The organism is Paraburkholderia fungorum (assembly GCF_046027215.1).
GTDB classification, from domain to species: domain Bacteria; phylum Pseudomonadota; class Gammaproteobacteria; order Burkholderiales; family Burkholderiaceae; genus Paraburkholderia; species Paraburkholderia fungorum_D.
Genome location: NZ_JAQQEN010000001.1, coordinates 949,590 through 971,244, shown reverse-complemented (window position 1 = coordinate 971,244; position 21,655 = coordinate 949,590). Strand labels below are relative to the sequence as shown.

The 21,655-nt window shown below is 62.1% G+C and carries 17 protein-coding genes, 1 tRNA gene and 1 pseudogene; 11 read left to right on the top strand and 8 right to left on the bottom strand.

Annotated elements, in window-relative coordinates:
• Positions 1 to 125: 125 nt before the first annotated feature.
• From PQR27_RS04360 to PQR27_RS04335, 6 genes and pseudogenes are all read left to right on the top strand, one after another.
• Positions 126 to 815: a VOC family protein gene (locus tag PQR27_RS04360; protein ID WP_408522493.1), complete on the top strand. Its 690-nt coding sequence runs from the start codon at positions 126 to 128 to the stop codon at positions 813 to 815.
• Positions 816 to 890: 75 nt separating this feature from the next.
• Positions 891 to 2,087 carry an aminotransferase-like domain-containing protein gene (locus tag PQR27_RS04355; protein WP_408522492.1) on the top strand — a complete coding sequence of 399 codons (1,197 nt, stop codon included), beginning with the start codon at positions 891 to 893 and terminating at the stop codon, positions 2,085 to 2,087.
• 43 nt (positions 2,088 to 2,130) lie between these two features.
• Positions 2,131 to 2,595 carry a RidA family protein gene (locus tag PQR27_RS04350; protein ID WP_408522490.1) on the top strand — a complete coding sequence of 155 codons (465 nt, stop codon included), beginning with the start codon at positions 2,131 to 2,133 and terminating at the stop codon, positions 2,593 to 2,595.
• A gap of 159 nt (positions 2,596 to 2,754) precedes the next feature.
• Positions 2,755 to 2,854 (top strand): annotated as a pseudogene (locus PQR27_RS04345) (PhzF family phenazine biosynthesis protein); the annotation flags it as partial.
• A gap of 593 nt (positions 2,855 to 3,447) precedes the next feature.
• Positions 3,448 to 5,829, top strand: coding sequence for a bifunctional diguanylate cyclase/phosphodiesterase (locus PQR27_RS04340; RefSeq protein WP_408522489.1), 2,382 nt, complete (start codon positions 3,448 to 3,450; stop codon positions 5,827 to 5,829).
• Between the two features lie 245 nt (positions 5,830 to 6,074).
• Positions 6,075 to 7,283: a chromate transporter gene (locus PQR27_RS04335; RefSeq protein WP_408522488.1), complete on the top strand. Its 1,209-nt coding sequence runs from the start codon at positions 6,075 to 6,077 to the stop codon at positions 7,281 to 7,283.
• 68 nt (positions 7,284 to 7,351) lie between these two features.
• On the opposite strand, the gene PQR27_RS04330 is transcribed toward PQR27_RS04335, so the two are convergent.
• From PQR27_RS04330 to PQR27_RS04310, 5 genes are all read right to left on the bottom strand, one after another.
• Positions 7,352 to 7,810 (bottom strand): CopD family protein, encoded by a 459-nt coding sequence (locus PQR27_RS04330; RefSeq protein ID WP_408522487.1) that lies wholly within the window; start codon positions 7,808 to 7,810, stop codon positions 7,352 to 7,354.
• 291 nt (positions 7,811 to 8,101) lie between these two features.
• Positions 8,102 to 10,426, bottom strand: coding sequence for a DNA topoisomerase IV subunit A (gene parC / locus PQR27_RS04325; RefSeq protein WP_408522486.1), 2,325 nt, complete (start codon positions 10,424 to 10,426; stop codon positions 8,102 to 8,104).
• A gap of 65 nt (positions 10,427 to 10,491) precedes the next feature.
• A complete protein-coding gene (gene parE / locus PQR27_RS04320) occupies positions 10,492 to 12,477 on the bottom strand; it encodes a DNA topoisomerase IV subunit B (protein WP_408522485.1) in 1,986 nt (661 codons plus the stop codon).
• A 231-nt stretch (positions 12,478 to 12,708) separates the two neighbouring features.
• On the bottom strand, positions 12,709 to 14,643 hold the full coding sequence (locus PQR27_RS04315; protein ID WP_408522484.1) for an ATP-binding cassette domain-containing protein: 1,935 nt from the start codon (positions 14,641 to 14,643) through the stop codon (positions 12,709 to 12,711).
• Positions 14,644 to 14,816: 173 nt separating this feature from the next.
• A complete protein-coding gene (locus PQR27_RS04310) occupies positions 14,817 to 15,218 on the bottom strand; it encodes a DUF4399 domain-containing protein (RefSeq protein WP_408522483.1) in 402 nt (133 codons plus the stop codon).
• A 300-nt stretch (positions 15,219 to 15,518) separates the two neighbouring features.
• Here PQR27_RS04310 and PQR27_RS04305 point away from each other — a divergent pair, with 300 nt between their 5' ends.
• The 3 genes from PQR27_RS04305 (at position 15,519) to PQR27_RS04295 (ending at position 16,373) form a co-directional block, all read left to right on the top strand.
• Positions 15,519 to 15,737, top strand: a complete 219-nt coding sequence (locus tag PQR27_RS04305) for a rubredoxin (protein WP_408498495.1) — start codon at positions 15,519 to 15,521, stop codon at positions 15,735 to 15,737.
• Positions 15,738 to 15,978: 241 nt separating this feature from the next.
• Positions 15,979 to 16,053 (top strand) — tRNA-Arg (locus tag PQR27_RS04300).
• 140 nt (positions 16,054 to 16,193) lie between these two features.
• Positions 16,194 to 16,373, top strand: coding sequence for a hypothetical protein (locus PQR27_RS04295; protein ID WP_408522482.1), 180 nt, complete (start codon positions 16,194 to 16,196; stop codon positions 16,371 to 16,373).
• A 282-nt stretch (positions 16,374 to 16,655) separates the two neighbouring features.
• Here PQR27_RS04295 and PQR27_RS04290 read toward each other — a convergent pair whose 3' ends face one another.
• Positions 16,656 to 17,489: an oxidoreductase gene (locus tag PQR27_RS04290; protein WP_408522481.1), complete on the bottom strand. Its 834-nt coding sequence runs from the start codon at positions 17,487 to 17,489 to the stop codon at positions 16,656 to 16,658.
• Positions 17,490 to 17,583: 94 nt separating this feature from the next.
• On the opposite strand from PQR27_RS04290, the gene PQR27_RS04285 reads away from it, so the two are divergent.
• A complete protein-coding gene (locus tag PQR27_RS04285) occupies positions 17,584 to 18,555 on the top strand; it encodes an AraC family transcriptional regulator (protein ID WP_408522480.1) in 972 nt (323 codons plus the stop codon).
• Between the two features lie 115 nt (positions 18,556 to 18,670).
• Here PQR27_RS04285 and PQR27_RS04280 read toward each other — a convergent pair whose 3' ends face one another.
• Positions 18,671 to 19,213, bottom strand: coding sequence for a carbonic anhydrase (locus PQR27_RS04280; RefSeq protein ID WP_408522478.1), 543 nt, complete (start codon positions 19,211 to 19,213; stop codon positions 18,671 to 18,673).
• A gap of 115 nt (positions 19,214 to 19,328) precedes the next feature.
• Positions 19,329 to 20,315, bottom strand: coding sequence for a nitrilase-related carbon-nitrogen hydrolase (locus tag PQR27_RS04275; RefSeq protein ID WP_408522477.1), 987 nt, complete (start codon positions 20,313 to 20,315; stop codon positions 19,329 to 19,331).
• Positions 20,316 to 20,533: 218 nt separating this feature from the next.
• Between PQR27_RS04275 and PQR27_RS04270 the strand changes: the two genes are divergently transcribed.
• Positions 20,534 to 21,490, top strand: coding sequence for a GlxA family transcriptional regulator (locus tag PQR27_RS04270; RefSeq protein ID WP_408522475.1), 957 nt, complete (start codon positions 20,534 to 20,536; stop codon positions 21,488 to 21,490).
• Positions 21,491 to 21,655: the final 165 nt, after the last annotated feature.

Here is a 21,655-nt window from a genome sequence, read left to right as displayed (position 1 = left end):
CCCGCCCCGCCCCGTCCACCTGGCCCGCCGACCCGGCAAACGGTTATGCTTACACTCCCGGCGGCAATAGCGCCGCGCCCTGCCGTGCCCTGGCTTACCGCAGAAACCGTGTCCTCGATCCGCCCATGACCGCTCATTCGCTCCGTCTCGATCACCTCGTGATTTCCGCTCGCACCCTCGACGAGGGCACCCAGTACGTCGCCGACACCCTCGGCGTCGCACCGGCCGGCGGCGGTGCCCATCCGCTGATGCGCACGCACAACCGCCTGCTGAACCTGTGGGCCGGGGTGTATCTGGAAGTGCTCGCGATCGATCCACAAGCCGCCGAACCGGCCGACGGCGCCGCACCGCGCGCCCGTCTGTTCGCCCTCGACGATCCAGCCATGCAGGCGCGGCTCGAAAAAGGGCCGTATCTGTCGCATTGGGCTGCGCGCGTCGAGCGGCCCAAGCACCTCGCAACATGGCAAACGCAGTATCCGCAGCGCATCCCGCCGGTCGTGCCGATGACGCGCGGCGATTTCACGTGGGGCCTGACAGTGCCTGACGACGGCGCGTTCCCTTCGTGGCAAGGCGTCGGTGACGGCGTGCTGCCGTCGCTGATCCAGTGGGATACGCCGCTGCATCCGTCGGCGGTCCTGCCGGACACGGGCATCGCGCTAAAAGCCTTGAAAGCCGTGCATCCGCAGGCTGACACGGTGGCCGCGCAACTGCAGTGGCTGGGTGCGGCCCATCTGCTCGACCTGCAGTCCACGGAAGGCGCCGCGGCGCTGGTCGCAGAGTTTGATACGCCCAATGGTCTACGGACCCTTAAATAAGCAGCGCGCGCGGGTCGCAGACTCGCGCGATAATTGAAGTTTTGACCGGTTCCAGACACACCAGCAGAGGAGACCATGGACCAAAGCGACTTGAAAGCCCCCACGTGGCAACTGTCCGAACGCGCACGCAAGCTCACGAGCTCGGCGATCCGCGAGATCCTGAAAGTCACGGAACGGCCCGAAGTCATTTCGTTCGCCGGCGGCCTGCCCTCGCCGGCCACCTTCCCGGCCGAGCGCATGCGCGAAGCGTCCGACCGTATCCTGCGCGATTCACCCGCCGCCGCGCTGCAATACAGTGCGACGGAAGGCTATCTGCCGCTGCGCGAATGGATTGCGCAACGCTATTCCGTCAACGGCGCGCAGATCCGCCCCAGCCAGGTGCTGATCACGACCGGCTCGCAGCAGGCCCTCGATCTGCTCGGCAAAGTGCTGGTGTGCCCGGATAGCCCGGTGTTGGTGGAAACCCCGACTTACCTCGGCGCATTGCAATCGTTCTCCATGTACGAGCCGCGCTATGTGCAGGTGCCGACCGACGAACAGGGCCTGATTCCCGAAGCGCTGACAGCCGAACTGACCGCCGGCGCGCGCCTGCTGTACGCGCAGCCGAACTTCCAGAATCCGACGGGCCGCCGCCTGCCAGTCGAACGCCGCCGCGCGCTTGCCGCGTTTGCAAAGACCGCTCCATTCCCGGTGATCGAAGACGATCCGTACGGTGCGCTCGACTATGCCGGCGAACCGCTGCCGACCATGCTGTCGATGGCGCCGGATCACATCGTCCATCTCGGCTCGTTCTCGAAGGTGCTGGCGCCGGGCCTGCGGGTCGGCTACATCATCGCGCCCGAAGAGCTGATCTTCAAACTCGTGCAGGCCAAGCAGGCTACCGATCTGCACACGCCGAGCTTCACGCAGCGCATCGTCTACGAAGTGATCAAGGACGGCTTCCTCGACACCCACGTGCCGACCATTCGCGAGCTCTATCGCGATCAATGCGCGGCCATGCTGGCGTCGCTCGAACGCTATATGCCCGAAGGCGTAAGCTGGAACCGCCCGGAAGGCGGCATGTTCGTGTGGGTGAATCTGCCCGCGCAGATCGACAGCATGAAACTGCTCGAAGAAGCCGTCGCGCAGAATGTCGCGTTTGTGCCGGGTGGTCCGTTCTTCGCGAACGAAGCGCAACACAACACGTTGCGCCTGTCGTTCGTCACGGTGCCGCCGGCCAAGATCGACGAAGGCGTAGCGCGCCTCGCCGCGCTGATCCGCGCGAAGGTCTGAGGCCTCCGCGCCACCGATTCCACTACTGAAACGAGGACACAAAATGGCCCAAACGAATGTTTACGACAAGCTCAAGGAACTCGGCATCGAATTGCCGAACGCAGGCGCACCGGCAGCAGCCTATGTGATGAGCGCACAAAGCGGCAATACGGTGTACCTCTCCGGTCACATCGCGAAGAAAGACGGCAAGGTGTGGGCCGGCAAGCTCGGCGCCACCCTCACTACCGAAGAAGGCAAAGCCGCCGCACGCTCGATCGCAATCGACCTGCTTGCCACGCTGCACGCGCACGTGGGCGATCTGAACCGCGTCACCCGCATCGTCAAGCTGATGAGCCTCGTCAACTCGACGCTCGAATTCACCGAGCAGCATCTCGTGACCAACGGCGCGTCCGAACTGGTTGCCGATGTATTCGGTGAACGCGGCAAGCATGCGCGCTCGGCATTCGGCGTGGCGCAAATTCCGCTCGGCGCATGCGTCGAGATCGAGATGATCGCCGAAGTCGAATAAGCATTGTTGCCGGGCCAGCCGGCAAGCTGGTTTGAACGCGTCGCAAGGTGTCTCGCACCTGCGGCGCGTTCTGCATTTGTGGCGAGGTGGATCGTTCCCGGATCCCCAGTTAGAATCCGCGAACCCTATCACGCTGCTGGATTCGCCGAACTCCACCCGATGCCCGCCCACACTGTTCGTTTTAAACAAGTCGACGTGTTGACGTCGGTGCCGTTCAAGGGCAATCCGCTTGCGGTCAGGTGCGACGCCGACGCACCCGATACACGCCACATGCAGCCCGTCACGCACTGGAACTCCAAGCTGACTACGGCTTTGCGTAGAGACGATCGTCAATGGCACGTTCCGGCCGCGCTGAACCGCGCGACCCTTGCTTATACAACAGCGAGGACGCGCCTCGCGCCGGTCAGGATCCGTGCCATGCCTCTTCCTGCCACGCTTAACCGCAAACCGCCGCATCGTTTACACGACTAATGCGCAGCGCATGCCGGGAGGCTTGCCAGAGGCCTGGCACACCTGAATGCCGGAATGAGCACACCAGCGAATCCCGATGAAATACCCGAAACCGACGGCGAGGCCTCGAGTCCACAGCTGGCCACACGAACTGCGAAACCAGCCGGACGCGGCGCGCTGTCGCGCCCGCGTATACCCGATGCGCGGACCCTTCCTTAATCCAGTGGCATTCAGTAATATCGAAAACGTACCCGACGACCCGCCGACGGTCAGGCACGACGCCACGCTCTCTCCCCTGCGCAGCAGTCCCGGCGCCTTGGTCACCATGCAGCCACTCATGAAATCAGCGCAGTCAACGCTCGCGCAGTTGCAACTGGCCGGCACCAGGGCACGGGCCATCCGATGAGCCAGCCCCGCTTCTCCGACCGGCGCGAAGGCAAACCTCGGCGCGATCCCGCCGTATCGCGCCGCCGCGCTTTGCTCGCCATTCCAGCGCTCGGCGTGCTGGTGCTGATCCTGCTTTGGACAGTGATCTTCGCGCGCCTCTCGGTCGAGAAAGAAGCCACGAATCGTGAAGCCATGGCCTCTGCCGCGATTCTCTCCGCGGCGCTGGAGCAGCACACGGTCAAGGCGATTCACCAGGTCGACCAGATTACGCGCTTCGTTAAATACGAATTCGAGAAGACTCCGAATCATTTCGATCTTGCCAGCACGGTGGAAAAAGGCGTTGTGCAGAGCGAAACATTGGTGCAGGTGTCGCTGATCGACGAGCACGGCACGCTGATTGCCAACACGGCCGAGTTGAATCCCAAGCGTATCGACCTGTCCGACCGCGAGCACTTCAAGGTCCACGAACACGAAAACGACGACCAGTTGTATATCAGCAAGCCTGTGCTCGGCCGGGTGTCCGGCCACTGGACCTTGCAGATGACGCGGCGTCTGAATCATCCCGACGGCTCGTTCGCGGGCGTCGTGGTGGTTTCCGAAGACCCGAGCTATTTCACCACCGACTTCTACAACAATGCGGCCATTGGTCGCGATGGCGTGATCGCGGTGATCTCGGACAACGGCACCGTGCTCGCGCGGCGCACCGGCAACACCGATACCGCCAGCGGCACATTCACGGCGAGCGGCACGTATCCGACCTCGGAGCACGTGTCGGGCACGTACGTCGATTCGATCGACAACGTCACGCGCATCGTGTCGTACCGGCATATCGACGGCTATCCGCTCGGCGTGCTGGTCGGCCTCTCGCAAGCCGAGGAATTCGCCGACTACAACCACACGCGCAACGTCTATCTGCTGATGGCGGGCTTTATCTCGCTCGCGATGCTGAGCTTCTTCGCCGTCGCCACCGGTTTGATCGGCAAGCTGCTCGGCCGCGAGCGCGAGATGACGCATCTGGTCGAATACGACCTGCTGACCGGCTTGCGCAATCGCTACGCAACACTGCAGAGTTTGCGGCACGACGTGACGCAGCCGGCCAATCTCGGGCGCCTCGCGATTCTCTTCATCGACCTCGACAACTTCAAGACCGTCAACGACACGCTCGGCCACAACGCCGGCGACATCGTGCTGCAAATGACGGCCTCGCGACTCGCCACCGCGGTGGGCGAAGGCGGGACGTTGAGCCGCATCGGCGGCGACGAATTCGTGGTCGTCATCAAGGGCGACGATGTCGAGAAGCGCGCCGTCACACTGGCCGAAGCTGCAGCCGACGCATTTGCCAAGCCTTTCGAAGTACGCGGCAGTTCGTTCGTGCTGCACGCGAGCATCGGCATAGCGCTCTATTCGGTCGCGAACGAAAGCGAGATCGACCTGCTGAAAAAAGCCGACCTGGCGATGTACAGCGCGAAGGACGCGGGCAAGAACTGCTACCAGTTTTATTCGCCGCAACTGTCGCATCGCGCGGACCATCTGATGAAGTGGGAGCAGCAACTGCGCGTCGCGCTCGCCGAAGGGCAACTCTTTCTCGCCTATCAGCCGAAGATCGATCTGACGCGCCGTTGCATCACCGGCTTCGAAGCACTGGTGCGCTGGAATCATCCGCAGCACGGTTTGATTCCGGCTAACGAATTCATTCCGGTTGCCGAATCCACCGGCCTGATCGTCCCGATCGGCGACTTCGTGATCGAGACCGCTTGCCGTCAGCTCGCGCTCTGGCAGCAGCAGGGATACGACACGCTGTCGCTGGCGGTCAACATCTCGGCGGTGCAGTTCTGGCGCGGCGATCTGTACGAAACCATTTCGCACGCCATCGAGGAAAGCGGAATCTCCGCGCGCCGCCTTGAACTGGAGATCACCGAGACGGCGATGATGGAATATCCCGAACTCGTCTCCGAGAAAATCTTCGCGCTCAAACGCCTCGGCGTGCGGATCGCGCTCGACGACTTCGGCACCGGCTATTCGTCGCTGTCGTACCTGAACCGCTTCTCGGTCGACACACTGAAAGTAGACCGCTCGTTCATCCAGGCCATTCCCGGCGACCGCAGCGTCTGCGTGATGGTCACGGCAATCGTCAATCTGGCCCGCTCGCTCGGGCTCACGGTAGTGGTGGAAGGCACCGAAACGGAAGAGCAGATTGCGTGGCTGGCCGCGCTCGGTCATATCGAGGCACAAGGTTTCCTGTTCTCGCGTCCGGTGCCGGTCGAGGCCATCCCAACGCTGCTGGACCGCTTCGGTGTATGTGGCATGCCGGAGCAGCGCCACGCCACGCGCGGTATCGAAGGCGCCAGCGCCACCGCAAGCACCGTCTCCAGCACCAGCGCGAGCACCAACAGCTGAGTGCGCAATCCGCTCGGCGAATGCGGTTTGGCATGAGCCCGATCGTGGTTTGTGACACACGGATGATGCATACGCGGCCACATATCGCCCATGGGAGGCTTGCCGCCCGCTAATCCAACTACAGCCACGCGAAAACGGCTACATTCACGCTGTACTACGTCACAGTGCGATGCCGGCCGCCGGCCGCGCCAATACAACAATGCCCCCAAAGGGCGAGTGCCTGCATGCCGGGCGCTCGCGGCGCCATGCAGACAATCACGAGCCAAGATGCTGCCAGACGAGGAAACCGGGAACCGCTATGGACGCTGTTCCGGGTCGTGTTCGGCCTGTCGGCGCTGTCGTGGGGTGGCCTCGCGCTCATGGCGCAGCTTGAAAACCACTATGTCGAACGCGAGGGCCGGCTCTCGCGCGTCGCGTTTTCCGATCTGATTGCGCTCGCCTGGATGGTGCCTGGGCCAGTCGGCTGCAATGTGGCCGTGCAACTGGGACATGCGTTGCGCGGACGCGCCGGCGCCTGGGTAGCGGGCGCGGCGAGCGTACTGCCCTTCTTCATGCTGATGACGCTATTCGCGATCTTCTATCGCACACCGCTCGTACGCGCCGTCGCATCGCAAACCCTGCTCAATCACTTCAGCGTGGTGCTGGCCACGCTGATCGCGATCACCTGGTACAAACAGACGCGCGCGCTGGTGCGCGGCAAGCTCGAATGGATCGCGGCGGTGCTGGGCTGCGTGGCGCTCTTCTATGCACGCAGTCCCGCAGCCTATGTGGTGATGCTCGGGACGGCTTTCGGCACGGGCTGGTTCGTGAGCCCGGTTCGCAATACGCGCATCGCCGTCTCGATGGGGCGCGGCGACTGGCAATTGCTGGCCGCCTTGTGCGTTCTGCTGGCGCTGTTCGCGCTGCCGTTGCCGCATCGCTATGAACTGGCGCTGCTGTGGCCGCGCCTCGCAGGTGCGGGCATGACACTGTTTGGGGGCGGCTTCTCGGCGTTACCGGTGCTCAAGACGCTCTTCGTCACGCCGGCGATCGGCGTCTCGGACAACGACTTCACGCTGGCATTTTCGCTGTCGCCTTTATCGCCCGGACCGTTGCTGAACGTGGTGCCGTTCTTCGGTTATCTGGTGGACGGCTGGGTGGGCGCGCTGATCGCCACGCTCGCGCTGTTCGTGCCATCGGGCTGCCTGGTGGTGCTCGCGCAGCGTCACCTGCATCAGTTGAAGGCCAATGCGCGATTCGAGCATGGCATGCGGATACTGCGCGCGGTCACGACGGCGTTTCTTGCGGTGGCCGTCCTGCGCATTGCGGGGCACGTGCCGTTCAAGCCGGAATATCTGGTGACCGCGCTCTTCTCCGGCATGTGCTTCGCAAAGCTCAAGGCGCCAGTGTATGTGGTGTACGGAACGGTCGCCGTGGTGTGCGGACTGTGGCTCGCCTACGGCGCCATGCTGTAGGCCTCGCCAGCCCGCGCCCATGTGCACAGACTCACCCAGACTCACCCAGACTCAGAAACGCGCGCGATTCAGAAACCGCGCGACAGCACCGCGACACCGATCGTCACGACGCCCAGCACGATATTCACCAGCACCAGACGCCGGATCGTGCCGACTGCCTGCGCACCGTCGGGCCATTTTTGCGCCTGCACGGCCCGGCGAATCCGCGGGAAAACAGCAAAGCGGATATGCCCGAAAATCAGCATCATCACGATGCCCAGGCCGGCCATTGCGTGCAACTGCCACGTGGCGTGACCGCCGCCGAATTGCATCAACAGAAAGCCGCCGGTGAGGAGAATCACCAGCACGGCGGCGGCGACCCAATTGAAGAAGCGGCCAAACACAGATTCCCACAGAGGCAGCCGCAGTTGCGGCGAAAGATCGGCAATCGCCGGGCGCAAACAGAAATGCGCGAATACCATCCCACCAACCCACACCGCGACGGCTAGCAGGTGCAGAAAGAGTGCGAGTTCGATAGCCTTGTTCATGTTGTTTTCCTCTCCCGACGACGCCATGCCGCTTATAACGAATGATATTAGCAGCGGCTATTGAGCGCATTCGACCGCGCGCTGTGCGTGCAGTTCCATGTGCTAATGGCGTCTTGACATTCTTTGTAGTTGTTATTGCAGCGCGCCCAATGTCGCGACAACGCTGCACCCCGGAATCTTGCTACGCACGGCGTGCGCTTTGGAGCGCGCGCAACTGCTGCTTGCTCCTGCTGCTTGCTCCTGTTTAGCACACGCCGTGTTCATGCATCGCCTTGCTTCACGTCCATGCTATTACGCAGCGGGCACCGGACGCATACCATCGAGCTTCATCTTGCTCTCGGGTGCGCGCCCCTTGCGTGCCCGTTTGCCGACGTGCGCTGCGAGTGTGGCGCCGCTCAGCTTTTCCTCGTCCACCCGGCCGCCGCGACGCGTGCCGATCAATACCACGCCCGCTTTGTTGATGGACAGCGCCTGCACCAGTGTTTCGTTGTCGTCGAGCGCCATCAGCGTGACGCCGCGTCCGCCGCCCGAGAGCGTCTTCATTTCATCGAGGCCGAACACCAGCAGACGCCCACCTGAAGACAGACAGGCGATATGCGTCGCGTCCGGCAGCATCGGCATCGGCGCGAGCGGTGCGGCGCCTGCGTCGATCGTCATGAAGGACTTGCCGGCCTTCACGCGGCTCACCATATCGCCGACCTTCGCGACAAAGCCGAAGCCGTTGCTCGACGCGAGCAGCAACGCCTGATCGGCGGAAGCCGAGTAATAGTGCATCAGATGGCTGCCCGACTCGAGTTCGATCAGCGACGTAACCGGCACGCCATCACCTCGCCCGCCCGGCAGCATGGCAACGGCCACCGAATAGACGCGGCCATTGCTGCCCCACGCGACCAGCGTGTCCGGCGTGCGACACTGGAACGCTGCGTACAAGCCGTCGCCAGCCTTGAACGTGAAGCCCGCCGTATCCAGGCCGTGGCCCTTCAGCGCGCGCACCCAGCCCTTCTGCGACACCACCACCGTGACCGGCTCGTCGACCACACGCGCTTCGAACGTGGCGCGCTTTTCCTGCTGGATCAGCGTGCGGCGCTCGTCGCCGTATTGCTTTGCGTCGCCCTCGATTTCCTTGATGAGCAGGCGCTTCATCGCCGATTCGCTGCCGAGCAGTTCTTCGAGCTTGGCCTTCTCGTCGCGCAGTTCGGACAACTCCTTCTCGATCTTGATCTTCTCGAGGCGCGCCAACTGACGCAGCCGGATTTCGAGAATGTCTTCGGCCTGGCGATCCGACAAGTCGAAGGCGGCCATCAGCGCGACCTTCGGTTCGTCCGATTCGCGAATGATGCGGATGACTTCGTCGATATTCAAAAAGACGATCATCCGGCCTTCAAGGATATGAATCCGGTCGTCGACCTTGGTCAGGCGATGGCGCGTGCGGCGCGTGACGGTGGCGAAACGGAACGCGATCCACTCGTGCAGGACTTCACTCAAGCCCTTCTGACGCGGCCGGCCATCGCCGCCCACCATGACCATATTGAGCGACGCATTCGATTCGAGGCTCGTATGCGCGAGCAGCGTGTTGACGAAATCGGTCTGGTCGATGCGGCTCGACTTCGGCTCGAACACGAGGCGCACCGGCGCATCCCTGCCCGACTCGTCACGCACGGCATCGAGCAGCGCGAGCATGGTCTGCTTGGTCTGCAATTGTTCGGGCGTGAGCGCCTTCTTGCCGAGTTTGATCTTCGGGTTGGTCTGCTCTTCGATTTCTTCGAGCACCTTCTGCGCGGACGTATTCGGCGGCAATTCGCTGATGACGAGTTGCCATTGACCACGCGCAAGCTCTTCGATCTTCCAGCGGGCGCGCACCTTCAGACTGCCGCGACCGCTTTCGTACGCGGCGGAAATCTCAGCGTCGCTCGAAATGATCTGACCGCCGCCCGGGAAGTCCGGACCCGAGATGTGCTGCATCAACTCAGCATGCTCGATCTTCGGATTGCGGATCATCGCGACCGTTGCCGCAGCGACTTCGCGCAGATTGTGCGACGGAATTTCCGTTGCCAGCCCCACCGCAATGCCGGATGCACCGTTCAGCAACGCGAACGGCAGGCGCGCGGGCAGTTGCCTTGGCTCATCCTCCTTGCCGTCGTAGTTCTTCATGAAATCGACCGTGCCCTGGTCGATTTCGTCGAGCAGCAGCTTCGCGACCGGCGTGAGGCGGGCTTCGGTGTAGCGCATGGCCGCTGCGCCGTCGCCGTCGCGCGAACCGAAGTTGCCCTGGCCGTCGATCAGCGGATAGCGCATCGAGAAGTCTTGCGCGAGGCGCACGAGCGCGTCGTAGGCCGACTGGTCGCCGTGCGGGTGATACTTGCCCAGCACGTCGCCGACCACGCGCGCCGACTTGACCGGCTGTGCATTGTTGCCGAGGCCCATCTCGTTCATGGCGAACAGGATGCGGCGCTGCACTGGCTTCTGGCCATCGCACACGTCGGGCAGCGCGCGGCCCTTCACCACGCTCACCGCGTAGTCGAGGTACTGGCGTTCCGCGTAGTTGCCGAGCGTCAGGAAGTCGCCCTCGGGCGGCGGCGGCTCGGTGAAAAGGTCGAGGGTGTTATCGTCGTCCATCTAGATTCCGTATCCGTGTTTGGCGTGAAGTTTCGTGCGAAGGTGGCGCGCTATTTCGAGCGCGCTCAGATATCCGCTTCCACTTCGTTGCCCTTTTCTTCCAGCCAGCTGCGCCGCGACGCCGCTTCGCCCTTGCCCATCAGCATCGTCATACGCGCGACCGTGGCGTCGTAGTCGAGCTCGCCGAGCGCTACCGGCGTCAGGCGCCGCGTGTCGGGGTTCATCGTGGTGTCCCACAACTGCTCCGCGCTCATTTCGCCCAGGCCTTTGAAGCGGCTGATCGACCACTGGGTGTCGCGCACGCCGTCCTTGCGCAGCTTGTCGAGGATCGCTTCGAGTTCGCCTTCGTCGAGTGCATATAGCTTCTGTGCCGGCTTCTTGCCGCGCGCGGGCGCATCGACACGAAACAGCGGCGGACGCGCCACACACACGTGACCGCGTTCGATCAGCTGCGGGAAGTGCTTGAAGAACAGCGTGAGCAACAACACCTGAATGTGCGAGCCGTCCACGTCCGCGTCGGACAAAATGCAGATCTTGCCGTAGCGCAGATTCGACAGATCGACCTTGTCGTCCGGGCTATGCGGATCGACGCCGATCGCCACCGAAATGTCATGCACTTCGTTGTTGGCAAAGAGACGATCGCGCTCGGTTTCCCATGTGTTTAGCACCTTGCCGCGCAGCGGCAGGATCGCCTGGTATTCCTTGTCACGGCCCATCTTCGCCGAGCCGCCCGCCGAATCGCCCTCGACGAGGAACAGTTCATTGCGGCCGATTTCCGTCGATTCGCAATCCGTCAGCTTGCCCGGCAGCACCGCGACCCCCGAGCTCTTGCGCTTCTCGACTTTTTGTCCAGCACGCGTACGCGCCTGCGCCTGCTTGATGACGAGATCGGCGAGTTTCTTGCCGTGCTCGACGTGCTGATTCAGCCACAACTCCAGCGCCGGACGCGCGAACGACGACACCAGCTTCACCGCGTCGCGGCTATTCAGGCGCTCCTTGATCTGCCCTTGGAACTGCGGATCGAGCACCTTCGCCGACAGCACGAACGACACGCGCGCGAACACGTCTTCCGCGAGCAGCTTCACGCCCTTCGGCTGCAGGTTATGCAACTCGACGAAGCTTTTCACCGCCTGGAACAGGCCATCGCGCAAGCCGGATTCGTGCGTGCCGCCCGCGGGCGTGGGAATCAGATTGACGTAGGACTCGCGCATGAGCGTGCCTTCTTCGCTCCACGCGACGACCCATGCCGCGCCCTCGCCTTCCGCGAACGTTTCCTCGCTCGCGCGGGCATTTTCGACGTAACGCTCGCCCTCGAACAGCGGGATCAGCAGATCGCTGCCGTTCATGCCTTCGAGCAGATAGCCACGCAGACCGTCTTCGTATTTCCAGGTTTGCTGTTCGCCGGTTTTCTCGTTGATCAGCGTGACTTCCACGCCCGGCAGCAGCACCGCTTTCGAGCGCAGCAGGCGTTGCAGTTCGCCCAGCGGCAGGTTCGGCGAATCGAAGTATTTCGGGTTCGCCCACGCGGTGACGCGCGTGCCCGACTTTTTGTCGCCTTTCGTGGCGGGCCGCACCTCGAGCTCTTTGGCGACGTCGCCATTGGCGAAACTCAATTCGGCGATCTTGCCGTCGCGCCATACCGTGACGTCGAGGCGCGTGGACAGCGCGTTGGTGACTGACACGCCGACGCCATGGAGACCGCCCGAGAACGTGTACGCGCCGCCGGCGGCTTTATCGAATTTGCCGCCCGCATGCAGGCGCGTGAAAACGATCTCGACGACCGGCACGCCCTCGTCCGGATGCAGGCCGAATGGGATGCCACGGCCGTCGTCTTCGACTGAGACCGAGTGGTCCGCGTGCAGCGTGACCGTGATTTGCCGGCCGTGGCCGCCAAGGGCCTCGTCCGACGCGTTGTCGATAACTTCCTGAATGATGTGCAGCGGATTCTCGGTGCGGGTGTACATCCCGGGCCGTTGCTTGACCGGCTCCAGGCCCTTCAACACCTTGATCGACGCTTCGCTATACGCGGCGTTTGGCTTTTTCGTAGACATGGTTGACTCGGGTCCGTCGGTTCATCGTTGCCCACATTTCCTGTGGACAGGTCCGCAGACAATGCGTTGAGGCGGAAGCCTGTTCGCGGGGTATTTTACTGATTTCGATACAGGCGGCAATTCGCCAGGTGTGAGATTAACCGTCTGGACAAGGGCGGCACTCGCGAGGCAGTGCCGGTGCGGCCCGAGCCGGCGCCGCCCCGCGCAGTGCTTGCGCTATAACTTGCGTGATTACTTGCGCTTGTTCTCCAACTCATCCCAACGTTCGAGCGCGATCAGCAATTCCTCTTCGATCTCCGCGTAGCGTTCGGTCAGACGCGTGCCTTCTTTGGCGTCTTTCGCGAACACCGTGCCGTCTTCGAGATGCGCGCTAATGGATTTCTGTTCGGTTTCGAGTTCGGCGATCTTCGCCGGCAGCGCTTCCAGTTCGCGCTGCTCCTTGAACGAAAGCTTGGCCGCGCGCTGCGTATTGCGGCCCGCGGGCGTGTCTTTCGACGCCGCTTCCTTGCCCGACTCTTTCTGCGCTTCTTTCAATGCGTCCTGCGCCATCTGCTGTGAGCGGTCGCGTTGAATCTGCCAGTCGGTAAAGCCGCCGACGTACTCGCGCCACTTGCCCTCGCCTTCCGACGCGATCACCGAGGTCGCGACGTTATCCAGAAACGCGCGATCGTGGCTGACCAGCAGCACGGTGCCGTCGTATTCGGTGAGCAGTTCTTCGAGCAGTTCCAGGGTCGGAATGTCGAGGTCGTTGGTCGGTTCGTCCAGCACCAGCACGTTGGCCGGCCGCGCGAACAGACGCGCGAGCAGCAGACGGTTGCGCTCGCCGCCCGAGAGCGACTTGACCGGCGAACGCGCGCGTTCCGGGGCGAACAGGAAGTCGCCGAGATAGCTCATGACGTGCTTCTTCTGGCCGTTCACTTCCACCCACTCGCTACCCGGACTGATCGTATCGGCCAGGCTCTTGTCCAGATCGAGCTGCGCGCGCATCTGGTCGAAATACGCGACCTGCAAGTTGGTGCCGACACGCACCGTGCCTTCTTCCGGCGGCAGTTCGCCGAGGATCATCTTCAGCAGCGTGGTCTTGCCCGCGCCGTTCGGACCGACAAAACCGATCTTGTCGCCGCGCATCACCGTGGCCGTGAAGTTGTCGACCACCGTGCGCGCGCCGTAGCGTTTGGTGACATCCGTCAGTTCCGCGACGATCTTGCCCGACTTCTCGCCCTGGCCCACGTCGAGCTTCACGTTGCCTTGCACGTTGCGACGCTCGGCGCGTTCGTTACGCATCTGCACGAGGCGCGCGATCCGGCCGACGCTGCGCGTGCGGCGCGCTTCCACGCCCTTGCGAATCCACACTTCTTCCTGGGCGAGCAGCTTGTCGAACTTGGCTGCTTCCACTTGCTCGACTTCGAGCTGCTGCGCCTTCCTGGTCTGATAGGCGCTGAAATTGCCCGGGTACGACAGCAGACGCCCGCGATCGAGTTCGACGATGCGGGTGGCGACACGGTCAAGAAATGCGCGGTCGTGGGTAATGAAGAGCAGACCCGCGCGCAACGAGACCAGCAGGTCTTCAAGCCAGCGAATGCCGTCGAAGTCCAGGTGGTTCGTCGGCTCGTCGAGCAGCAAGACGTCTGGCTGCACGACCAGCGCGCGTGCCAGCGCAACGCGCTTTTGCATGCCGCCTGACAGCGAACCGACCCGCGCCTCGCCGTTCAGACCGATCTGCTGCAGCGTGGTGGCAACGCGGGTGCTCCAGTTCCAGGCGTCCGAATGATCCAACGCCGATTGCAGCGTGTTCATGCGCGACATCAACGCGTCGTGCTCGGGCCCTTCCGGCTCGTCGGCGAGCTGATTGGCCACTACGTCGTATTCGTCCAGCAACGCGCGGGCATGCGTGAGTCCGGCGGCGACTGCTTCGAACACCGTGTCGTCCGTATCGAACTCCGGCTCCTGCGGCACGTAGACCGACGTCAGGCCCTGCTGGCGCGTGACGAGGCCGTCGTCCGGCTTGGTGAGATCGGCGACGATCTTCAGCAGCGACGACTTGCCCGCGCCGTTACGGCCGATCAAACCGACGCGCTCGCCCGCTTCGAGAGAGAAATCCGCGTGATCGAGCAACGCGACGTGACCGAACGCCAGTTGGGCCCCGGTAATGGTGTAAAGCGACATGGAGAATTGGAGAAGACAGCGATGAGTCGGAACTGCTCATTGTACCGGGCGCACGGGCGGCTGCCTGTATGCCGGACGAGATAGGCCAAATGACCAGCTTGCAAAACGGAGACCGAACGCAAGACCACGGCCGGGCGGTGCCTGCGCACCCTCGGCCGCCTGGTGCGGCGAGCTTACTTCACATGCACCGTGATGGTCTTGCTCATTTCCGGGCCGTACGAGCGATGCGCGCCGTCGCCGAACTGCAGGGTCAGCGTGTGGTCGCCCGGCGGCAGCGTCAGATCGGTCTGCGTCTGACCCTTGCCGAAGTGGAGCGATTTGTCGGTGGCCGGGATAACTTCACCCTTCGCGAGCGGCTTGCCGTCGATCAGCAGATGATGATGGCCCGTGCCCTCGGTCATCGTGCCCGCTGGCGCGATCTTCATGCCGTCGACGCCGAACACCACGTGCACCGGATTGGTGACAGTCGCTCCATCCGCCGGTTGCACGAAAGACACGCTCGCGGCCTGCGCCACGCCCGACGCAGCGAGCAGACCAGCCAGCACCGCGCCGGCCAACCATTTGTTTTTAAACATCGTTTTTCTCCTTTTAGGGGAAACGAAACTAATGCGCCGCTCATGCGGGCGACGATGCCGGCTCCGCTTGCCTGAGGCCGATCGTCGCAACGCATGCCGGCCGCACGGCAGCCCTGTCCAAAAGAATAGCTGCGCAACAGAGCATACACGCTGTGTGTGACCGGGTCCGTTGCGTGGGACCGAGGCTGGGTGGGCCGCTTTGCGGCTCTGCCACATCGGTAGTTGAAGGCCGGTTTGTCAAATTCCGGTAATATTGCGGGTCGCCGCCGTGCCCAAAAAAGGGGCAGACTGAGCGGATCAATGCACCGAACCAAAGAAGAGTACGTCGTGAGCGAAGTAATTGAAGTGACTGAATATAAGAGTTGGGTCTGCCTGATTTGCGGCTGGATCTACAACGAGGAAGAAGGCCTGCCCGAAGAAGGCATCGCCCCGGGCACGCGCTTCGCCGCGATTCCGGACGACTGGCGCTGCCCGCTGTGCGATGTGGGCAAGGCGGAGTTCGCGGTGGTGGAATTCTGAATCGGCTCGGTCGATTTGAGCCGAACGCGCGCTGCCGATTGCCGGCGCGCGGCGGGCGGTTCGCACGGCCCGGTGGGTGATGCCTGCCGGGCCGTTTGCTTTGCGGGAAGGGGCTTCGCTGCTCTCCTCGCGCTCGGGCGCGTTTGATATACTCTGCGCCTCGCTGGCGAATTTGGACTCGCCCTTTCCTCGCGGACCTTGTCCGACTGCAGGATTGCAGCGATGATTCTGGTTCGGTCCTCTCCCCGTAGTTCAATGGATAGAACAAGTGCCTCCTAAGCGCTAGATACAGGTTCGATTCCTGTCGGGGGGACCAATGGAAGTCTCTGGACTTGTCCATTTCGCGCGCTCCAGCGCACTGCTTCTGCATCTTATTCTCAGGGGCGGGCTCAGCAGAACGAATCCTTCTTCGTTTTCGAAGGTCGAGATGGGGCCGAACTCATTGCCGCTTGGGACATGACCGACGGCATCATCGGCATGAAGGCGATCCCTTGCGCCGATTTCGTCAAAGGTTACCTGCCCGCAACTGTCGTCATAAGCGTTGGAAAGCGTTCCGTGAAGGCAACGCTGACAAAGAAAGAAACATCCACTGCTTATCAACGCTTCGAGCAGGATTGTTTCAACATGAAGACTTGATGGCGCCCTCCCGGGAATGCATCACAGCACCCCACCCCACCCCACCCCTGATGCAATAGTACCCGCGCCCCGCCCGGTATGGTTTTGAGTGATGAGCTACACCATCAGCTACGCTCAGTATTTTCTTGTTGGACCGCTCTCGACACGTCTCAGACAGTCACGAGGGAAGCACGAAAGTCCGTTTCACGTTGCCAACGGACTTTCGCATCGGGCAAGCATTGCATCGTTCGCACCCGACGCCGCGGGATACGGTTCTCGACAGATTCTCCGTCTCCGCGGTCATCAGCCGTCCGTCGAAATGGTGATAGCCTCCCACGCACCGATTTCAACGTTCAATGCCGACAACTTGTCTCGAACGAGCCCGAGTGCGTCGCTACCGAGCAATAGATGTGTGGGCGGATGGTCCGCTGCAATGGCGACCAGCATCGCGCGCGCCGCTTTCCGGGGATCTCCCGATTGCTTGCCGCTTTTTTCCTCGCGAGCCTGGCGGATGGGATTGAAGATATCGTCGTAATCCGAAATCGAGCGGGGAGTCCGTGTCATCGAACGACCTGCCCAGTCAGTGCGAAATGAGCCCGGCGCCACAGCCGTCACAGCAATACCGAAGGGCTTGACCTCTTTGCCAAGCGCCTCGGAGATGCCCTCCAACGCAAACTTGCTCCCACAGTAATAAGCGATTCCCGGCATCGTGATGTAGCCACCCATCGACGTGATATTCAGAATGTGGCCGCGGCGGCGCTTACGCATGAATGGCAGCACGGCCTTCATCATGGCGACCGCACCAAATACATTCACATCGAACTGTTGGCGCATTTCCGAGAGCGGCGATTCCTCCATGATTCCCTCGTGGCCGTAGCCGGCATTGTTGACCAGCACATCGATTGGTCCGATGCCAGCCTCGATTTCCGCCACCACGCCGTCGATGGTGTCGAAGTCGGTCACGTCGAGCACACGCCCCCAGGCGGCATTCGCGGAGATGGACTCGAATTCAAGCTTTGCCTGCGCACTTCTCACCGTACCGACGACCTTGTGACCTGCCGCCAGCGCTTCCTGTGCGAGCGCGCGGCCAAAGCCGCTGCTGACGCCGGTGATAAGCAGAGTTTTACTGGATGCCATTAAAGCCTCTCCCGAATGTCGATTGGAGATTGCATGCTAATCTGATGAGCGAGGTAAATTAAGCCGAATTTCGATGATTTTCTTGCATAAAACTATGAACACGTTACACGCTTCGACCCAGCATTCAGCGCTATCCTCTCAGAGCCAGAAACGCATGGTTGCCCTGCTACGCGCGTTGGCGCCCGACGAGGGCTACAACCTGACGGCACTGCCGAGCGTCCGCATCTTGCGGTCGAACCGGGCGCTAGCGCGCACGCCCGTTCTGTACGACCCCGGTATCGTGATCGTCTGCCAGGGTCGCAAGCGAGGTTATTTCGGCGACCAGCTCTACCTGTACGACGAGCGTCACTACCTGGCCGTGTCCGTGCCTGTGCCGTTCAGCATGGAGACCGACGCAACCGAGGAGCGCCCACTGCTCGCGCTGTATCTGCACCTCGATTTCGCATTGGCCGCCGAACTTGCGGAGCGGATCGACCGCGAAGCCGCGGTGGAGCACACACCAGCACCTCAGAGCATGATGTCGACGCCGATGGATGACGCGATGCAAGCGTCCGTGCTGCGCTTCCTCGAGGCGATGCATCAACCGCTCGAAGCTGCTGTGTTGGGCGCCGGGCTGCTGCGTGAACTGTATTTCCGGGTGCTCACGGGAGCCCAGGGAAGCTCGTTGCGCGAGGCCTTGGCGATGCGAGGACAGTTCGGCCAGATAGGCCGCTCACTCCGCCTGATTCATGCAAGTTATGCGCAGCCCCTCGACGTAAAGCAACTGGCCCACGAAGCGGGTATGAGCATTCCGAGTTTCCACAGCCACTTCAAGGCAATTACGCAGGTGCCGCCGATGCAATACGTGAAGTCGACGCGCCTTCATCAGGCTCGCCTGTTAATGGTGCGCAAGGAGCTGACCGCGGAGGCGGCGGGACACGCTGTGGGTTACGCGAGCCCGTCCCAGTTCAGCAGGGAATTCAGACGTCTGTTTGGCTTGACGCCGGCCGCAGAGGCTAAGCGTATGCGCGAGAGCTTCGCGATCCCAGCAGTATTCGCTGATACGGCTTATGTCTCGTCGCACTGAATTTTGCGCGGTTCGATTTGATCGTGGTGAAGCGGCGCGCTCGTCGTCGCGCAGGACAGTGGTGATCGTTCAGGAAAGGCCCGGCGAATTGCCGGCCCTTCCATCCGGCTGATTCTCAGCCTGCAGCATCACGCAAAGGCGCGGGAGGAACGACGGTCTCAACGCGGCCTGTTTTGACGTCGTACACCAGCCCCGACACGATCAGGTTATCGGGAAGGTCCCTGTTCGCGCGGAGTGCTGCGACGTCGAGTGCCACCGCCTTGTACGGCTCCGTGACAGCGAGTTCATCGAGTGCGTCCGTCTCGACACCCAGATGCCTGGCGAGCAACGCAGGCGCATGCCTGTGACAGCCGATGATCCCGCAATCCGTGTGCTGGAGCAGGACGAGATTGCGCGCACCATCGGGACGTCCGGCTGCTTTCGCGACGACGCTCAGCACTGCCAGCATTTCGAGCAGCGATTTGTTGATCCGGCCACCGACATTGCGAATGACGGCCGCCTCACCCTGCTTCAAACCCAGCACGTTGGCGGGATCCACGCGCGGATCGACACAGCCGACAACCACCGTTCCCGTCGATGGCATCATCTTCAGTTCGGGGGCGAACGCGCTATTTGCGAAGTCGGCGTTGCGCTCCAGCATGACATCGTTGAAGTCCATTTTGCTTACTCCTGCGTTGTTGGCTCGATGTGGCCTGATTGAATTTCGCGCGTCTGTCGCATCGCACTCGCGCGATGCGCACTCGACGCCGGTATCCCGCGATTTCACACGCGGCTCAGGCGAGCTCTTCCAGATCGCTGGCTGACTCTTCACCCACTGCGTGCACCGATCGCTCGATGACGTGCAGCTTCGGTGTGCGGTCGATCACCAGTCCGAGCACGTCGGGACGGCTGTAATGACCACGCGAGTCCATCATGCGTTTGCGCTTGTCGATCTGCCAGAAATCCAGATCGGCGATGATCTCGCCCTCTCCTTCACGCAGCGGCGCGCCACCCATGTACTCGCCCTCCGGCGAAACGATGGCGGTGAAACAGCCGCTGGAGATCGGGCCAATCTGGGTTGTATTGGTATCCTGCAGAATCTGCTGTTGCTGTTCGGGCGTCAGCCAGGCGGTCGCGTTGACCACAAAGGCACCCGCCTCCAGCGCGTGCTGGCGGATGTTCACGGAGATCTGCTCCGAGAAAAGATCACCGGCGAACGAACCCGGATACATGGCCGAATGGATTTCCTCACCATCTGCCATCAGCGCGTAACGTGCGAGCGGGTTGTAGTGCTCCCAGCAGGCCAGCTGGCCGACGCGGCCCACGGCGGTATCGATTGCGCGCAGGCCTGAGCCGTCGCCCATTCCCCAGACCATTCGCTCGTGATAAGTCGGCGAAAGCTTGCGGCGCCGCTGCACGAGCGTGCCATCGGCATCGAATAGCAGTTGCGTGTTATAGATCGTGCCGCCATCGCGTTCATTAACGCCAATCGATACCACCATTCCGGCCTGGCGTGCGGCCTCGCCGATTGCGCGAGTCGCGTCCGAGGGGACAGTCACCGCCTGCTCGAGCAGCTTGTAATGCTCGGCACCCATTGCAAATGGCGATTCGATGAACGAGAAGTACGGATAATAGGGAACGACAGTCTCAGGGAACGTCGCGAACTGGACGCCCTGCTTTCCGAGCTCCAGAATTTTGCTGACGACTTTATCGACAGTGCCTTCCCGGCTATAGAGGACAGGCGCGATCTGAACGGCTGCGGCGCGGATGATTTTCGACATGATGGTGTTCCTTTCGCTGGCTATGCGGCGGATGAGAGAAGTGCTTGTACCTTAACGTCGCAGGCCATTACGATGTATGTCGTTGTTGCCACCATTCATGACATCCGTTGCTCGCGCGCAGAAAGCTCGCAGCTCGGATTCGTTGATTGCTATTGGGGAATTCAACCCATACGGCGCTCATTCACAGCACGTTCATGTTGCGAACGGCAGGATCAGATATGCACCGGATTGGCTTCATAGTGCCGAGAAGATTTCAGATGATGAGCCTCGCGGCCCTTACGGTATTCGAGATCGCGAACATGCCGCCGAGAGGCCAGTGCTACGACGTCCATCTCCTGTCTGAACACGGTGGTCCTGTTGTATCTTCAGGTGGGATGGCACTGGAAACCGAGGCGTTCGGCGACCCGGCATTCGACACGGTCATCGTCGGCTCAATCACTGAAATGAAAATGCCCGTTTCGGATGCTCCCGTAGTTGCATTCGTGAAAGAGGCGGCCAAGGCATCCAGACGGATAGCCTCGATCTGCAGTGGCGCGTTTGTCCTTGCCGAGGCGGAACTCCTGGATGGCAGACGCGCAACCATGCATTGGGCACACGCGTCTGAATTCAGAGCGCGATTCCCGAAAGTCCGCACAGAAGAAGACCGGATATTTGTCAACGACGGTCCAGTCTGGACTTCGGCGGGAATGACGGCCGGCATCGACCTCGCCCTGGCGTTGCTCGATAACGACCTCGGCGCCGACGCCGCAAAAATGGTTGCCCGGCTTCTTGTCATGAATCAGCGTCGGCTTGGTGGTCAGATGCAGCATTCCGCGTTACTGGACATGACGCCGAAATCCGATCGGATTGAATTGGTCCTCGCGCATATTCGCCGCAACCTGCGCAATCCGCTCACCATTGAGGAGCTTGCGGATGTCGCAAACCTCAGCCCTCGCCAGTTCAGCCGCGCCTTCGTCGCCGAGACCGGTCAGTCGCCGGCCAAAGCTGTGGAACAGCTTCGCCTGGAAGCAGCCAGATTCATGATTGAGCAAGGCCGCCACACGATTAACGTGGTGGCGCAGGAAACGGGTTTCTCGGATCGGGAACGTATGCGCCGTGCGTTCCTCCGAACGTTTGGTGTACCTGCCGATGTCCTGCGTAGGAGCGCACGGGCGGAGCCGGCCACCGGCCACTGACGTCGCCTCGCGCAGCGACCTTGGCCCACGCGCACGGCTCACCCAAAGGTAGCCGGTGTCCGAGCGAAGCAGACGGTCGGGTGTCAGCGTCGCAGCGATGGCGAACGGCCGAATCGATTCTTCGGAACTCCACTACCGCGTGGCGTCGACCAGTCGACGTATCGT

Bases quoted from the DNA above. Each gene is read 5' to 3' on its own strand.
- PQR27_RS04355 (WP_408522492.1), top strand. From the start codon at position 891: ATGGACCAAAGCGACTTGAAAGCCCCCACGTGGCAACTGTCCGAACGC.
- PQR27_RS04270 (WP_408522475.1), top strand. From the start codon at position 20,534: ATGCACCGGATTGGCTTCATAGTGCCGAGAAGATTTCAGATGATGAGC.
- PQR27_RS04290 (WP_408522481.1), bottom strand. From the start codon at position 17,489: ATGGCATCCAGTAAAACTCTGCTTATCACCGGCGTCAGCAGCGGCTTT.
- PQR27_RS04315 (WP_408522484.1), bottom strand. From the start codon at position 14,643: ATGTCGCTTTACACCATTACCGGGGCCCAACTGGCGTTCGGTCACGTC.
- PQR27_RS04360 (WP_408522493.1), top strand. From the start codon at position 126: ATGACCGCTCATTCGCTCCGTCTCGATCACCTCGTGATTTCCGCTCGC.
- PQR27_RS04285 (WP_408522480.1), top strand. From the start codon at position 17,584: ATGAACACGTTACACGCTTCGACCCAGCATTCAGCGCTATCCTCTCAG.
- PQR27_RS04340 (WP_408522489.1), top strand. From the start codon at position 3,448: ATGAGCCAGCCCCGCTTCTCCGACCGGCGCGAAGGCAAACCTCGGCGC.
- PQR27_RS04350 (WP_408522490.1), top strand. From the start codon at position 2,131: ATGGCCCAAACGAATGTTTACGACAAGCTCAAGGAACTCGGCATCGAA.
- PQR27_RS04310 (WP_408522483.1), bottom strand. From the start codon at position 15,218: ATGTTTAAAAACAAATGGTTGGCCGGCGCGGTGCTGGCTGGTCTGCTC.
- PQR27_RS04295 (WP_408522482.1), top strand. From the start codon at position 16,194: ATGACCGACGGCATCATCGGCATGAAGGCGATCCCTTGCGCCGATTTC.
- parE (WP_408522485.1), bottom strand. From the start codon at position 12,477: ATGTCTACGAAAAAGCCAAACGCCGCGTATAGCGAAGCGTCGATCAAG.
- PQR27_RS04305 (WP_408498495.1), top strand. From the start codon at position 15,519: ATGCACCGAACCAAAGAAGAGTACGTCGTGAGCGAAGTAATTGAAGTG.
- PQR27_RS04280 (WP_408522478.1), bottom strand. From the start codon at position 19,213: ATGGACTTCAACGATGTCATGCTGGAGCGCAACGCCGACTTCGCAAAT.
- PQR27_RS04335 (WP_408522488.1), top strand. From the start codon at position 6,075: ATGCAGACAATCACGAGCCAAGATGCTGCCAGACGAGGAAACCGGGAA.
- PQR27_RS04330 (WP_408522487.1), bottom strand. From the start codon at position 7,810: ATGAACAAGGCTATCGAACTCGCACTCTTTCTGCACCTGCTAGCCGTC.
- parC (WP_408522486.1), bottom strand. From the start codon at position 10,426: ATGGACGACGATAACACCCTCGACCTTTTCACCGAGCCGCCGCCGCCC.
- PQR27_RS04275 (WP_408522477.1), bottom strand. From the start codon at position 20,315: ATGTCGAAAATCATCCGCGCCGCAGCCGTTCAGATCGCGCCTGTCCTC.